This window comes from Veillonellales bacterium (genome assembly GCA_039680175.1).
Lineage (GTDB): Bacteria > Bacillota > Negativicutes > JAAYSF01 > JAAYSF01 > JBDKTO01.
In genome coordinates, this window is the sequence record JBDKTO010000074.1 from 260,294 (window position 1) to 274,501 (window position 14,208).

Genomic DNA, 14,208 nt, shown 5'->3' on the forward strand with positions numbered 1-14,208 from the left:
ATAAAGGCAGATAACTTGCTTGCAAAACTATTATATGAGGGGGATTTATCATGAAATTCAGTGCTATTCAAGACGCAATTACTGATATAAAAAATGGCAGGATGGTAGTGGTTATTGATGATGAGGATCGGGAAAACGAAGGCGATCTATTGATGGCAGCAGAAAAAGTTACACCGGAAGCAGTTAACTTCATGGTTACTTATGGGCGCGGACTCGTCTGCATGCCTATCAGTGGCGCGCGTTTGGATGAATTGGGAATTGGTGCCATGGTGAATGAGAATACGGATAATCATTGTACTGCCTTTACTGTTTCGATTGATGCGGACACGACAACTACCGGGATTTCCGCTCACGAACGGGCAGCAACCATTAAAGCAGTTCTCGATCCGAGGACCCAACCAGAAAATCTTCGCCGTCCCGGCCATGTATTTCCGCTTCGCTATGTGGAAGGTGGGGTGCTGCGCCGGGCCGGACATACGGAAGCTGCCGTTGATCTCACTATGCTGGCAGGCTTATATCCTGCCGGAGTGATCTGCGAAGTTATGAATGAAGACGGAACAATGGCCAGAACGCCTGAATTACTGGATTTTGTCGCCAAACATAATCTTAAAATTATTACGATTGCCGATTTAATTAAATATCGCAAAATGAATGAAAAATTTATCGTCCGTGCGGCTGAAACCACTCTGCCGACGAAATATGGTACATTCCGGCTGATTGCCTACGAAAGTGAGCTTGATCGGCAATGCCACGTTGCCTTAATAAAAGGCGATGTAGCCGGTAAAAAAAATGTTCTTGTCCGCGTTCACTCGGAATGTTTAACCGGCGATGTATTAGGCTCGCTGCGCTGCGACTGCGGTGAACAACTAGCAAGCGCTTTGCGTCGGATTGAAGCGGAAGGCACCGGCGTACTTCTTTATATGCGCCAGGAAGGACGGGGTATTGGTTTGGCAAATAAGATTCGTGCCTATGCCCTGCAAGATAAAGGCAAAGATACCGTAGAAGCCAATGAAATACTTGGCTTCGCCCCTGATTTGCGGGATTACGGCATCGGTGCTCAAATCCTGGCAGACATTGGGCTAACCAGTATCCGTTTATTGACGAATAATCCGAAAAAGCGGGCCGGGCTGGAGGGCTATGGTTTAAAAATTTCCGAAAGGGTACCGCTGGAAATGAAGGCTAACCGGTTCAATCAACGCTATCTATCCACTAAAAAAACAAAGCTGGGACATATCTTGAAACAGTATGAGGAGGCAAAATAGAAATGGTAAACACTTTTGCAGGAAAATTAGTTGCTGATGGTTTGAAATTCGGTATTGTGGTAGCAAGATTTAATGAATTTATCACCAGCAAGCTTCTCGCCGGTGCTCTGGACGCATTGCAGCGTCACGGTGCTAAAGATGATGATATCAATGTTGCCTGGGTTCCCGGTGCTTTTGAAATCCCATTAATCGCGGCAAAAATGGCAGCTAGTAAAAAGTATGACGCTGTGATTTGCCTGGGGACTGTCATCCGCGGCAATACATCCCACTATGACTATGTATGTGCGGAAGTATCCAAAGGCGTTGCTCAGGTGGGGCTTTCTACCGGTGTGCCGACAATCTTCGGCGTTTTAACAACGGAGACCATTGAACAAGCCGTTGAGAGGGCAGGCACCAAAGCCGGCAATAAAGGCTTTGATGCTGCGGCAGCGGCAATTGAAATGGCGAACCTAATTCACAATATGTAATATATTTCCAGGAAATAATCGGAGGATGGATGATGAAAATTGGAATCATCAGTGATACTCACGGCTGCTCCCTTACTTGGAAAAAGATTTTTGACCGGTATTTGGCAGATGCCGATTTGATTATTCATGCCGGCGATGTACTCTATCACGGACCTCGCAACGCCATTCCGGCTGAATACGATCCGAAAGGGCTGGCCGAAAGCTTAAACGCTTGTCCGGTTCCCATTATCATAGCGGCGGGAAATTGTGATGCCGAAGTCGACAGCATGGTTCTCCATATACCGATACAATCGCCTTACGCCTATGTGTTTGCCGATGGACTGCGAATTTTAGTGAATCATGGGCATAAGTTGAATGACCAGGAAAAGCTAGATAGCGCCACGGGCTATAAAGTCAATTTATTTATTTCCGGGCATACTCATATTGCAGCCCTGAATACACAAAATGATATTACTTTGCTGAATCCGGGCTCACCCTGTATGTCCAAAAGCAAAGACGGCCATGGTACAATTGCTGTACTAGCTGATTTGCAGCTTACCATATTTGATATTGAAACAGGAGAATCCCTTGTATCCCAAAAGTTAAAGACCAATGTATAATTGAGTACAAAAATGCGCTGCCCGGTTTTATGCGGGGCAGCGCATTTTTGGGAATGGACGACAAAAATCATAATAAAGCAGCCGGTATTTAAGTTTAACTTAAATACCGGCTGGGATAAAAAAATTATATTGCACGCTGAATCTTACCAGAACGCAGGCAGCGGGTACATACATTTATTCTTTTTACTTCACCGTTTACAACTGCCTTAACCCGTTGGATATTAGGTTTCCAAGTGCGTTTGGTTTTTAAGTGGGAGTGGCTGACATTAAAGCCGCTGGTTTCACCTTTAGAACAAATTTCACAAACATTTGCCATCTATTCCACCTCCTTTAATGAAGGACAAGATATCCTTAAATCAATAACAATAGTATTTTAGCATAATATAGGTAGTATATGCAAGCTCTGCAAATGATAACGCTGAGAAACAATAGCCGCGAGGCGTCCCCTGGATTGAAAAAGCTGCGATGAGCGATAAAGGCAGGAGTTTTTGCATATATAGGGAATATAAAAATAAAAACAAATAAGAGGATAAGGAGGCCAATATTATGATTAATAGAAATACCTCGATAATGGAAGCTCTCCGTTCTCATCCGGGAGCACGGGAAGTGTTTGTCAAACATGGTATGGGGTGTATTGGCTGTATGGGGTCATCCAGCGAAACAATAGAAAATGGTGCTAAAATGCATGACATTGACCTTGAGGCATTACTTAAGGAGCTAAACGAATTGCAGAAAAATTAAAGGCGAAAGGTTTATTTGCCTTTAATTGTGAGGTGAGGCTTTTGCCGAACAGCAGCAACAATCTTAATATCAAATATATAAAAGGGGTTGGCCCCGCCAGAGCCGAAATCTTAGCTGAGTTAGGAATTTATACTGTCAGCGATCTTCTTACCCACTACCCAAGACGATATGAGGATCGCAGCCGCTTGAAAGAAATTTGCGCTTTGACTGATAATACGGTAGAAACCTTTCGGGCAACCGTAACGGGCGCAAACGAAATAAAACCGCGGCGTGGTTTAACCCTTACTAAAATCACGGTAAAAGATTCGTCAGGCTTCGCTTACTTAGTTTGGTTTAATCAATCCTATAAAAAAAATGTATTTAAACCGGGAATGAATCTTGTGGTTTCGGGGAAAATTCAACGTCGGTTACATCAAATTGAAGTGGTTCATCCGGAAGTGGAAATCATCGGCGACGAATCAGATATGTTGAATGCTGGCCGTATCGTACCCATTTATCCGGCAAATGAAAAAATAACGCAGCGAACGCTGCGAACTTTACTAAATAATGTTTTTACTATGCTGGATTCAGCGGAATCTATTTTAGAAACTTTACCGGCGAAGGTGCTTCACGATTTTCATCTTCTGGATCGGTCAACCGCTCTGCACCAGATACACTTTCCCACCAATAAAGTATCCTTAAATGCAGCAAGACGGCGTCTGGCGTTTGAAGAACTTTATTTAATGCAGTGCGGCTTGGCATACTTACGCAAAAAAAACCGTCAAAATAGAAACGGTATCAAACATAGCCCGAATGGTTCACTGGTGCAAGCTTTTAAAAAATCACTTCCCTTTGTGCTTACCGCTGATCAACAGCAAGTCATCCGGGAAATCGAAGCCGATATGGAAGATGTCCTGCCAATGCAGCGTCTGGTGCAGGGAGATGTAGGATCAGGGAAAACTGTTATTGCTGCGATTGCCTTAGCCAAAACGGTGGAAAACGGATATCAGGGAGCGTTTATGGTTCCGACTGAGATTCTCGCCGAGCAGCATTATCATTCTCTTGGAGGACTATTTGCCCCTCTTGGTATCCGCCTTGCTGTTTTAACCGGCAGACTTTCTCGCCGTGTTCGCGCAGAAACTTTATTGCAAATTAAAAATGGCTTGGCCGATATCATACTGGGGACCCATGCTCTGATTCAAGAAGACGTAGAATTTCAAAAGCTTGGTCTTATTGTAACCGATGAGCAGCATCGGTTTGGCGTACAACAACGAGCAAAACTGCAGGATAAAGGTGATATGCCGGATGTGATTGTCATGACCGCAACACCCATACCACGTACTATGGCTCTTACGGTATATGGCGATTTAGATGTTTCGGTAATCCGGCAATTGCCTCCCGGAAGAAAACCGATTCGAACCTTTGTCCGCAACAGCGATCGTCGGGGAAAGATTTATCAGTTCTTGGTCAATGAAATTAAAAAGGGCAGACAAGCCTATATTGTCTGCCCTTTAGTTGAAGAATCTTCCAGAATTGAAGCACAGTCTGCCGTAGAGTTATATGAACAACTTACGAAGACATATCTAAAGGATATTGATTGCGGCTTAGTTCATGGCAAAATGAAGCCAAATGAAAAAGATGCTGTGATGGATGGGTTTTACCGGGGAGCAATTAAAGTTTTGGTGGCCACAACAGTGATTGAAGTTGGCGTCAATGTTCCTAATGCTACTGTAATGGTGGTGGAAGGAGCCGAAAGGTTCGGCCTTGCCCAATTGCACCAGCTTCGCGGCAGAATTGGGCGCGGCAACTATCAATCCTATTGCATCTTACTTTCTGACAGCAAGAGTAAAGAAACGCAGGAACGACTGGCGATCATGACGCAAACAGCCGACGGCTTCCGCTTAGCCGAAGAAGATCTTCGTATACGGGGACCCGGTCAATTTTTTGGTACTCGTCAGCACGGTCTCCCCGATTTGAAAATTGCCGACATTACCCGGGATATAGCCATACTGTTAGAAGCAAGGACTGCTGCCCAGCAAACGATTCATGTCCCGGAAGAATTAAACAGTGTACGTCCTGCTTTGGAAAAGTGGTTTGGTGATCAATCCTATGAAATGATATTCTGCAATTAGAAAAAAAAGGCGGCAAATAGCCGCCAATTATGGGAGAGGAGAAAATTTACGTTATTAATGTGCACCAATGTAAATATAAATATACATCTTATGAAAAAGTTTTTTTAATTATTTTACTATCATTGGGTACACACTAGCAGTAGTAGAAAGTGTGGGGGTGATTTTAAAAAATGAGTCCTGCTATCTATAGTGAAGACCAGCTTCGTCGTATTGCAATAGAATGCCATGAGTTTGAACATATTATTACTGCGATGGGTTATGGCTTTTCATTATTGAATGTTTCCCCGGACAACTTTATACGCCGCTGCAGCGACTGCGTACATTGGTTCGATAGCTCATGTAATATATTTCAGCATGAAATAAATCGATGGAATTCGTAAAAAGGGGCTGAGCTGAAATTTGAATTTCAGCTCAGCCCCTTTCTCTGTCTATTTATTCTACCTAATTTTGTAATATTATCAGCGGCATGTCATATATTTATAATGGTTAATCACATGCCGTCTAACTGGCCGTTTAGCAAATACTAATTCCTTCTCGTCCGGTTATCACTTTTGCTTAAGGGAGGGATGAATGCGGGGTTTAGTGGGCTATGCTCACATGAGTAGATAATGTTAGTTATGGGGAGGGACATGATTGGATGGAAAAATTTGACCTATTTCGCGATATTGCCGAACGTACTGGCGGTGATATTTATATAGGGGTAGTAGGGCCAGTACGTACAGGAAAATCAACATTTATTAAAAGATTTATGGAAACGATGGTCTTACCAAATATCACAGATCCTTACGATAAAGAAAGAGCGAAAGATGAATTGCCGCAAAGTGCTGCCGGTAAAACTATTATGACCACTGAACCCAAATTCATTCCCAATGAGGCCGTAGAAATTAATATTAAAGATAATGTGAATGTAAGAGTCCGGGTGGTCGATTGTGTTGGTTACACGGTTGACGGAGCTTTGGGCTATGAAGAAGAAGATGGCCCGCGAATGGTACTGACTCCCTGGTATGATCATGAAATTCCTTTTCAGGAAGCGGCGGAAGTAGGAACCAGAAAAGTGATTGCCGAGCATTCGACTATTGGTATCGTGATTACGACAGATGGCACTGTTACGGATTTGTCACGAGAAAAATATCTGGCTGCCGAAGAACGGGTTGTCAAAGAATTGAAAGAATTGGAAAAACCATTTCTGCTCATCTTGAATACAAACCAGCCTACCAACAAAGAAACCCGTGAGTTAGTGGCAAAACTGGAAACCGCTTATGATGTGCCGGTAATTCCCGTAGACTGCGCCCAATTGAATCATGACGATATTTATGCGATTTTACAGGAAGTACTGTATGAATTTCCGGTTAAAGAAGTTAATATTTCCTTGCCGAAATGGGTGGAAGAACTGGATACTGAACATTGGCTGCGACAAAAATTCGATGGTTCCGTCCATGAGGTACTGCAGTATGTACGACGCCTGCGGGATATTGACCGGGCCATTGATGATTTATCCGGGTATGATTTTGTAGCCGATGTTATCCTGCATGACATGGATCTTGGCAGTGGGTTAGCCGTGATCGAAATAACTGCCCGTAATGATTTATTCTATCAGGTGCTGGAAGAACTTACCGGATTCACCATTACCGGCGAACATCATCTGCTGAGGCTTATGAAAGATTTAGCGGTAGCCAAACGGGAATATGACAAATTAGCCGGTGCTCTGGAACAAGTGCAGCAAACCGGCTATGGAATTGTACAGCCTCAGCTTGACGAGATGATCTTGGAAGAACCGGAAATTATTCGCACAGGGAATCGTTTTGGCGTAAGACTCCGGGCTATGGCGCCATCACTTCATATTATCAAAACCGACGTTCAAGCAGAAATTTCACCTATTATTGGAACGGAAAAACAAAGCGAAGAATTAGTCCAATACCTGATGCGTGAGTTTGAAGGAGAGCCGGAAAAAATCTGGCGCACCAACTTATTTGGTAAATCCCTGAATGCCTTAGTGAGGGAGGGTATCCAAAACAAACTGTCCAGTATGCCGGAAAATGCACAAACGAAATTAAAGGATACTCTGCAGAAAATTGTTAATGATGGCAGCGGTGGTTTAATATGCATTATCTTTTAATGAAAAAGCAGCCGGTCTGTAAGACTGGCTGCTTTTTCATTACCATGGCGGCGGCGTTTGAGCATTAATCACACGGAATGTAAAACCATGCTCTTTAAAAAATTTAATAATTTCGGGAAGTGCCTTGACTGTTTCGCCATGGCCGCTTCCGTCATGCATCAGCACAATTGCATGGCTCCACAAAAACTTATTATCCATTTGGTACACGATATTGCCAACCAGCTGTTCGGCTTTGGCACTCGAAGCATCACCGGAACTAACGTTCCAGCCTTCTTCAAGATAGCCTTCTTGTTTCAAAAGTTCCCAATACGCCTTGGTAAAGCTGCCGACTGATCCCCCGGGAGCGCGAGAAATATGGGGACGAACGCCAATGACGTTTTTAATAATTTCATCCGTCCGATGAAGCTGCCCGGTATAAGAAGCCGGAGATTGATAAAGCTGGCGGTAAATGTGGTTATAGGAATGATTTCCAATGGCATGCCCGTCTTGATAAACCATTTGTAATACATCAGGAAACTTTTCTACTTGCGTGCCGACTACAAAAAAAGTAGCCTTAATCCCGTTATCTTTCAGAATTTGTAATACTTCCGGCGTGTTTTGCGGATCAGGACCGTCATCAAAGGTTAAATAAACCACTTTTTCACCATAGTAAGGCGGAAGCACCGGCAACTGAGTCGGCAGATTTCCTGCCTGCCGCTCGGCGACTGTCAGCGTATCGTAAAAGGGCTGATCACCCGGCGGTAATTCCATATTATTTTCAGCAAGATAATAAGCATCCGGATGATCCGGCGCCGGTGCCGAATCAAGGCCGTCGCTGCTCGCAGAATCTATCGCAGGAGAAAAAGCAGCGGAATCCAAGTAAAAAGCTAAGGTAATAAGAGGAGAAGAAATCAATAATGTAAGGAAAAAAGTTAAACCAACACAAAGAGTTCGAAAGGTACTGGAATTTCTTATCATACTCTAGCCCCGCATAGAAGTAAATTTCGTATAATCTTGTATTCGCCACAGCGGCATGATTTCCTGCGTGTAAATTGTATTCGGTCTTGGAATACTACTGTTTAGGGGGAGTGCAATGATGTGGCGGAATATTACGATCATCTTACTAATATGTATGTGCAGCAATATTTGTTATGCCTTTTTTGATTTGCCCCGTACCGACAATTTAGAGAACCTGCATATGATAGCGGCCACACAAGTGTTTGATATAGAGGGGAAGCCTGTAGCAAGATTATTTGAAGAAAATCGTATTGTTGTAACGATTACTAACATCTCTCCTTATGTACAGGAAGCAATCGTGGCAAATGAGGACAGCCGTTTTTATAATCATATAGGCATTGATCCCATCGGAATTATTCGAGCATTATGGGTGGATATTCGAACCGGCAGCTTCGAGGAAGGCGGCAGTACCATCACGCAGCAGTTGGCAAAAAATATGTTTTTAACACAAGAACGAACCTTGACGCGAAAACTCAAAGAAGCTGTTTTAGCTTTGCTTATTGAGCGAAAATTTTCCAAGCAGGAAATACTGGAAGCTTACTTAAACCAAGTTTATTTCGGCGAAGGTACCTACGGAATTGAAGCAGCCAGTCAGATATATTTAGGTAAACATGCCAGTGAACTAACGTTAGCGGAAAGTGCCATGCTGGCAGGGCTGCCGCGTGGTCCAAACGTATATTCTCCTTATATTGATCCGCAAGCAGCGGTTAACCGTCGCGCTACGGTGCTTGCAGGCATGGTAAAAGAAGGATATATTTCACAGGCTGAGGCGGATCGTGCACAAACAGAGTCGATAGTATTGGCCGGGAAGAAAAAACGGGACGTACAAGCCTCCTACTTTTTGGATTATGTCGCCAATGAGCTTAGCGGGCGTTATGGTGCAAATCGTGTTTATAAAGGCGGACTTAAGATTTACACGACATTGGACAGTAAAATACAATTAGCGGCAGAAAACGTATTAAAACAATACCAGGGTGGCGTATTGGCCTTGGATCCTAAAACCGGTTATATCAAAGCGATGGTTGGCGGACGAAATTATGCAGAAAGCCAGCTGAACAGAGTCATTGTCGAAGTACGTCAACCAGGCTCAGCATTCAAACCCTTTGTTTATGCGACAGCACTGAATCAGGGGCTTGCTGCTAATTCGTTGATTATTGATGAACCAATAAACATCTCAGGTTATACGCCGCAAAATTATGACAAAAAATTCCGGGGAGCAATTACATTGAAAAAAGCGCTCCGGCTGTCCGTCAACATAGCTGCAGTAAAATTAGGCCAGCAGGTAGGAATGGATCAGGTCTGCAGGTTAGCACAAAATATGGGAATTACTACCTTAGTTCAGCAAGATAATAACTTAGCAACGGCTTTGGGAGGACTAACGAATGGTGTTAATCTGATGGAGCTTTCTACGGCCTATACTGCCTTTGCCAATGGCGGAGTGTTGTCCCGTCCTATTAGTATTCTGAAAGTACTTGACGAAAATAATCAAGTGTTAGAAGAAAGCCGGTTAACTCAACAATCCGTTTTAAGCCCCGATGTCGCTTACATTTTAACGGACATGCTGAAAGGTGTTATTGAGAAAGGAACCGGAACAGCAGCAAATATTGGCCGACCAGAGGCGGGGAAAACGGGTACCACCGATAATTATGAGACTGCCTGGTTTATCGGCTATACGCCGGATTTACTGGTTGGAATTTATGTGGGAAACGATGATCGCAAGCCGGTTGGAATTTCCGGAAGCGAAGTTGCCGGATTATGGGGTATTATGATGAATCAAGTATTACAAGGGACAAAACCGCTTGATTTTACTATACCACCTAATGTGATAGCCGGTGTGGCAATATGTGCCGACTCAGGAAGATTAGCCGGTATCGGCTGCTCCGATATCGAATACAGTTCTTTTATTCGAGGAACAGAACCTAAGGTAGTGGATTCACGCCTTCGGCCGGATTTAAAAACAGACGCTAACCAGCAAACACCGCCGGATGGTCGGACTAATCAGCTCAAATGGAAGCTGCCTTTCCCATGGTTGCCCATTTTTTAATCTTATGATAAAATATACCAAAATAGGTGCTTTACTTGTGGCACGGGTCTTCAGTAACCTGTATGAACGGGCTGCAAAGTATTTTCCCCGACAGGATAAGGAGATAGCAAGAATTGAAAAATAGAATAGCGGTTTTAAATACCCAGATCAATGCGGTTACGATGGAAGAAGCAGTTAGTCTCATTGAGAAATTTATACAGGAGCGAGTACCTCACTTAGTTGCTACCGCTAACGCTGAGATGGTTATGCTAGCAGAAAAAGATAAGGAACTGGCTGAAATTCTTAAGAATGCCGATTTGATTGTGCCGGATGGAGCGGGCGTTGTCTGGGCCGCACGGCATCAAGGCTATATTGTTCCCGAACGAGTGGCAGGTTATGACCTAGTTCAGTATTTACTTAAAAGATCTGCAGCTAAAGGTTATCGTGTATTCCTGTTTGGCGGTTCTCCCGGTATTGCGGACCGTGCCCGGATAGTTGCCGAACAATATTATAAAGGGGTTAAGATTTTGGGAACATGCAACGGCTTTTTCGATGCGAAACGAGAGCAAGAAATCATTCAAATGATTCAATCTGTTCAGCCGGATATTCTGCTTGTCGCCCTGGGAGTACCGAAACAAGAAAAATGGCTGGCGCGTCATATGAGTCAGCTGAATGTACCTGTATCTATCGGCGTGGGGGGGACTTTTGATGTTATGTCCGGAGTAATGAAACGAGCACCCCTATGGATGCAGCGGGCAAATATAGAATGGCTATTCCGTCTCATCTCACAGCCGAAACGCGCCATGAGAATGCTGGCATTACCCCACTTCGTATTCAAGGTACTTAGTATTAAAAAACATGGACAAAAGTAAACTAGATATATTATAATAAATAAGAATGAGAGGGCACGTTTTGAGACAGCCCTTTTGTTTTGGCCGATTGAGGGTAAGCTTAATAGGAGGAGGATAAATGGTTAGAACGCCTATTGTGAAGGAAGGCTTCAGATATATATTTATTCTTGCATTTATTACTGTTGTAGTCGCTTTGACCGTTCATCCTTATTGGAGCATTATTCCGGGCGTATTGTTGGCTTTTATCACCTTTTTTTTTCGCAACCCGAACCGAAAAGTGCCGGACGACAATGTTTTAGTGCTTTCGCCGGCTGATGGGAAAGTCATGAGTGTCTGTGAGTTTTATGATGATGAGTTTTTGAACGAAATCGGAACCAAAGTAACTATTTTTTTATCCGTATTGGATGTACATGTAAACCGCAGTCCTATTGCCGGTGAAATAAAATATCAACAATATACTTGCGGACGCTTTCGTCCTGCCTATAAAGAATCCGCAGGCTGCGAAAATGAACGCCATTCCATTGGGCTGGAAAATGAAATTTTGCGTGTTTTGGTCATTCAAATTGCAGGTATTTTAGCTCGCCGGATTGTTTCATGGGTAACATTGGGCAGTGTATTACAGCAGGGACAACGATATGGTATGATTAAGTTTGGCTCCTGTACAGAAGTTATCATGCCTAAAGCCGTAGAAATATTAGTAAAAAAAGGCGATAAGGTCAAAGGCGGCGAGACAGTTATAGGGAGGTTGCCTTAATGAGAAATGTTATTCCCAATGCGCTGACATCGTTAAACCTTATTTTAGGCGTATTTGCTATTATATTTACGTATAATGGAGATTTTTATCTGGCGGCTGTTTTTATCCTGGCAGCTATGGTTGCTGACGGGATGGATGGACGAGTTGCCCGTTATTTCAAAGTCAGCAGCGAATTTGGTAAGGAACTTGACTCGCTATGTGATCTGGTTTCCTTTGGAGTCGCTCCGGCAATTCTGTCATATGCCTTTTTATTGAAAGATTTTGGCGTTCGCGGCATGTTAGTCGCAGCATTTTTTGCCACCTGCGGTGCTTTGCGCCTTGCCCGGTTTAATGTAAATACAGGGATAGTCAAAGGATACTTTATGGGCCTTCCCATTCCGGCGGCAGGCTGTGTGGTGGCTAGTTTTGTTATGCTTAACATAAAACCATCGGGCTGGCTTTTTCCGATTATGGTATGCATATTTGCTTATTTGATGGTCAGTTCGATAAAATATCCTGACTTTAAAGGCAAAGGTGAAAAAATTAGAATGGTTCCTGCCATCCTAACGTTTTTAATTGCCGGTTATATTTTATTTGTTCAGCATAATGCCATAGTGTTCGTTATCTTTTTTGCGTATGCCTTATTCGGGATACTAAATACTATCATGGGTTTATTTTCTCATAGCTCTCCTTGTTAATTTGCCCATTGCTTCTTAAAAAAAATTGTTGTTATCTCATTCTAGCTAAAAAGACTAGGTCATATCATAGCTAGGGAGAAGCAATGTACAGATTCGCTTTTTTCCAGCTTGACAGGTATAGCACTTAAACTTAAAATGGTATTTGTGGTTGAACTAATATATTCTTTTTTCTTCGTTTAAAATATCCTCTAGGTTACTTTAGATGATGAATGCGGAATATTAAAGGAGCAAGATCCATGAACTATGTGTTTGATTACATAATGATTCCCATGCAACTTATTATTGTTTTCTTTACGCTGTATTATTTTATTATTGCATTTTTTGGCATGTGGCGGCCCAAAGAAACGAAAATAGTGACACCTAAAAAGAATTTTGCCGTCATTGTTGCTGCTCACAATGAAGAACAGGTGATAGCTCAGTTATTGGAAAATCTTCATGTACTGAAATACCCACAGGAATTATATGATATTTTTGTCATTGCTGATAACTGTAAAGATCGTACTGCTCAATTGGCGCGTTCTGCCGGTGCTATTGTCTATGAAAGATTTAATCTCGAACAGCGCGGCAAGGGTTTTGCCCTTGAGTGGATGTTTAATAAGCTATTTAAACTAAAACATAAATATGATGCTGTTGTTGTTTTTGACGCGGACAATCTTGTACATCCTAATTTTTTGCTGGAAATGAATAATCGTTTATGTAAAGGTGAAAAGGTTATTCAAGGTTATTTAGACGCTAAAAATCCAAATGATACCTGGATTTCCGGTACTTTTGCCATTTCTTTCTGGGTTGTCAATCATATTTGGCATTTAGCCAAATATAATCTGGGACTATCAAGTGTTTTAGGCGGTACCGGTATGTGTATCGCAACCGATGTTTTACAAAGATTTGGCTGGGGAGCAACTTGCCTGACAGAGGATATGGAATTTACGATGAAAGTTCTGTTAGAAGGCATTCCCACCACTTGGGCTCATGATGCGATTGTTTACGATGAAAAGCCCCTTACTTTTATGCAATCATGGCATCAGCGCAGACGGTGGGCGCAAGGGCATTTTGATCTTGCGGGAAGGTATATTCCCCTTATGCTGGCGGAAGGGTTTAAAAAGCATGACATTCGCATATTAGATGGCGTTTTGCATTTATTGCAACCTCATTTTCTTCTATTATCGACAGCTTTTGTATTGTTAAGCTATGTATATTACATTTCTCCGTTTTATACTAATATTTTATATATGGTTTTACCCGTTGAGGTATGGACAATTATTGGAATCGGACAATATCTCTTTCCCATGATTGTCTTGGCAAAAATTCGTGCTCCCTGGAAATCCTGGCTTTATTTGATTTTATATCCGCTGTTTGTCTATAGCTGGGTGCCAATTACTTTTCTTGGCTTTCTGCACCGCAATGAGCGGGAGTGGAGTCATACCCAGCATACCCGCAGTCTCAGTTATCGTGATGTATTAATAACTCAGTCTGGTTCGAATGAATTTTCTAAAGATAATTTATTAAGTAAACAAGCTGTCAAATAATTTTGTAAATTGGCGGTAACGTATGGCATAAAAAAAGATGAGTGTACACTCATCTTTTTTTACCTTCAGGCTTATTTCCCTTTTA

At 42.7% G+C, this 14,208-nt stretch carries 13 protein-coding genes; 11 read left to right on the plus strand and 2 right to left on the minus strand.

The window, feature by feature from the left end; translation table 11 throughout:
- Positions 1 to 50: 50 nt before the first annotated feature.
- Genes ABFC84_13110 through yfcE form a run of 3 tightly spaced genes read left to right on the plus strand, consistent with a single transcriptional unit; the run spans position 51 to position 2,328 of the window.
- Positions 51 to 1,262, plus strand: coding sequence for a bifunctional 3,4-dihydroxy-2-butanone-4-phosphate synthase/GTP cyclohydrolase II (locus ABFC84_13110; GenBank protein MEN6413677.1), 1,212 nt, complete (start codon positions 51 to 53; stop codon positions 1,260 to 1,262).
- Between the two features lie 2 nt (positions 1,263 to 1,264).
- Positions 1,265 to 1,729, plus strand: a complete 465-nt coding sequence (ribE, locus tag ABFC84_13115) for a 6,7-dimethyl-8-ribityllumazine synthase (protein MEN6413678.1) — start codon at positions 1,265 to 1,267, stop codon at positions 1,727 to 1,729.
- A gap of 32 nt (positions 1,730 to 1,761) precedes the next feature.
- Positions 1,762 to 2,328: a phosphodiesterase gene (gene yfcE, locus ABFC84_13120; GenBank protein ID MEN6413679.1), complete on the plus strand. Its 567-nt coding sequence runs from the start codon at positions 1,762 to 1,764 to the stop codon at positions 2,326 to 2,328.
- Positions 2,329 to 2,452: 124 nt separating this feature from the next.
- Here yfcE and rpmB read toward each other — a convergent pair whose 3' ends face one another.
- Positions 2,453 to 2,644 carry a 50S ribosomal protein L28 gene (gene rpmB / locus ABFC84_13125; GenBank protein MEN6413680.1) on the minus strand — a complete coding sequence of 64 codons (192 nt, stop codon included), beginning with the start codon at positions 2,642 to 2,644 and terminating at the stop codon, positions 2,453 to 2,455.
- A gap of 230 nt (positions 2,645 to 2,874) precedes the next feature.
- On the opposite strand from rpmB, the gene ABFC84_13130 reads away from it, so the two are divergent.
- From ABFC84_13130 to spoIVA, 3 genes are all read left to right on the plus strand, one after another.
- Complete coding sequence (locus ABFC84_13130; protein MEN6413681.1) at positions 2,875 to 3,069, plus strand: DUF1858 domain-containing protein; 195 nt, start codon at positions 2,875 to 2,877, stop codon at positions 3,067 to 3,069.
- Positions 3,070 to 3,101: 32 nt separating this feature from the next.
- A complete protein-coding gene (gene recG / locus ABFC84_13135; protein ID MEN6413682.1) occupies positions 3,102 to 5,180 on the plus strand; it encodes an ATP-dependent DNA helicase RecG in 2,079 nt (692 codons plus the stop codon).
- Between the two features lie 637 nt (positions 5,181 to 5,817).
- The gene (gene spoIVA, locus ABFC84_13140) at positions 5,818 to 7,296 is read left to right on the plus strand and encodes a stage IV sporulation protein A (GenBank protein MEN6413683.1); all 1,479 of its coding nucleotides are present in this window, start codon (positions 5,818 to 5,820) and stop codon (positions 7,294 to 7,296) included.
- Between the two features lie 39 nt (positions 7,297 to 7,335).
- Here spoIVA and ABFC84_13145 read toward each other — a convergent pair whose 3' ends face one another.
- On the minus strand, positions 7,336 to 8,253 hold the full coding sequence (locus ABFC84_13145) for a polysaccharide deacetylase family protein (protein MEN6413684.1): 918 nt from the start codon (positions 8,251 to 8,253) through the stop codon (positions 7,336 to 7,338).
- Between the two features lie 115 nt (positions 8,254 to 8,368).
- Here ABFC84_13145 and ABFC84_13150 point away from each other — a divergent pair, with 115 nt between their 5' ends.
- The 5 genes from ABFC84_13150 to ABFC84_13170 all read left to right on the plus strand — a co-directional run bounded on the left by ABFC84_13150 (position 8,369) and on the right by ABFC84_13170 (position 14,123).
- On the plus strand, positions 8,369 to 10,336 hold the full coding sequence (locus ABFC84_13150; protein MEN6413685.1) for a PBP1A family penicillin-binding protein: 1,968 nt from the start codon (positions 8,369 to 8,371) through the stop codon (positions 10,334 to 10,336).
- A gap of 113 nt (positions 10,337 to 10,449) precedes the next feature.
- Positions 10,450 to 11,187 (plus strand): WecB/TagA/CpsF family glycosyltransferase, encoded by a 738-nt coding sequence (locus ABFC84_13155; GenBank protein ID MEN6413686.1) that lies wholly within the window; start codon positions 10,450 to 10,452, stop codon positions 11,185 to 11,187.
- Positions 11,188 to 11,284: 97 nt separating this feature from the next.
- Positions 11,285 to 11,920: a phosphatidylserine decarboxylase family protein gene (locus ABFC84_13160; protein ID MEN6413687.1), complete on the plus strand. Its 636-nt coding sequence runs from the start codon at positions 11,285 to 11,287 to the stop codon at positions 11,918 to 11,920.
- Positions 11,920 to 12,597 carry a CDP-diacylglycerol--serine O-phosphatidyltransferase gene (gene pssA, locus ABFC84_13165; protein MEN6413688.1) on the plus strand — a complete coding sequence of 226 codons (678 nt, stop codon included), beginning with the start codon at positions 11,920 to 11,922 and terminating at the stop codon, positions 12,595 to 12,597. Before ABFC84_13160 ends, pssA begins: the two co-directional genes overlap by 1 nt.
- A gap of 236 nt (positions 12,598 to 12,833) precedes the next feature.
- Positions 12,834 to 14,123, plus strand: a complete 1,290-nt coding sequence (locus ABFC84_13170) for a glycosyltransferase family 2 protein (GenBank protein ID MEN6413689.1) — start codon at positions 12,834 to 12,836, stop codon at positions 14,121 to 14,123.
- The last annotated feature ends 85 nt before the right edge of the window (positions 14,124 to 14,208 follow it).

Excerpts from the sequence above, each read along its gene's own strand:
- ABFC84_13110 (MEN6413677.1), top strand. The coding sequence starts at position 51 with ATGAAATTCAGTGCTATTCAAGACGCAATTACTGATATAAAAAATGGC.
- ribE (MEN6413678.1), top strand. The coding sequence starts at position 1,265 with ATGGTAAACACTTTTGCAGGAAAATTAGTTGCTGATGGTTTGAAATTC.
- yfcE (MEN6413679.1), top strand. The coding sequence starts at position 1,762 with ATGAAAATTGGAATCATCAGTGATACTCACGGCTGCTCCCTTACTTGG.
- rpmB (MEN6413680.1), bottom strand. The coding sequence starts at position 2,644 with ATGGCAAATGTTTGTGAAATTTGTTCTAAAGGTGAAACCAGCGGCTTT.
- ABFC84_13130 (MEN6413681.1), top strand. The coding sequence starts at position 2,875 with ATGATTAATAGAAATACCTCGATAATGGAAGCTCTCCGTTCTCATCCG.
- spoIVA (MEN6413683.1), top strand. The coding sequence starts at position 5,818 with ATGGAAAAATTTGACCTATTTCGCGATATTGCCGAACGTACTGGCGGT.
- ABFC84_13145 (MEN6413684.1), bottom strand. The coding sequence starts at position 8,253 with ATGATAAGAAATTCCAGTACCTTTCGAACTCTTTGTGTTGGTTTAACT.
- ABFC84_13150 (MEN6413685.1), top strand. The coding sequence starts at position 8,369 with ATGATGTGGCGGAATATTACGATCATCTTACTAATATGTATGTGCAGC.
- ABFC84_13160 (MEN6413687.1), top strand. The coding sequence starts at position 11,285 with ATGGTTAGAACGCCTATTGTGAAGGAAGGCTTCAGATATATATTTATT.
- pssA (MEN6413688.1), top strand. The coding sequence starts at position 11,920 with ATGAGAAATGTTATTCCCAATGCGCTGACATCGTTAAACCTTATTTTA.
- ABFC84_13170 (MEN6413689.1), top strand. The coding sequence starts at position 12,834 with ATGAACTATGTGTTTGATTACATAATGATTCCCATGCAACTTATTATT.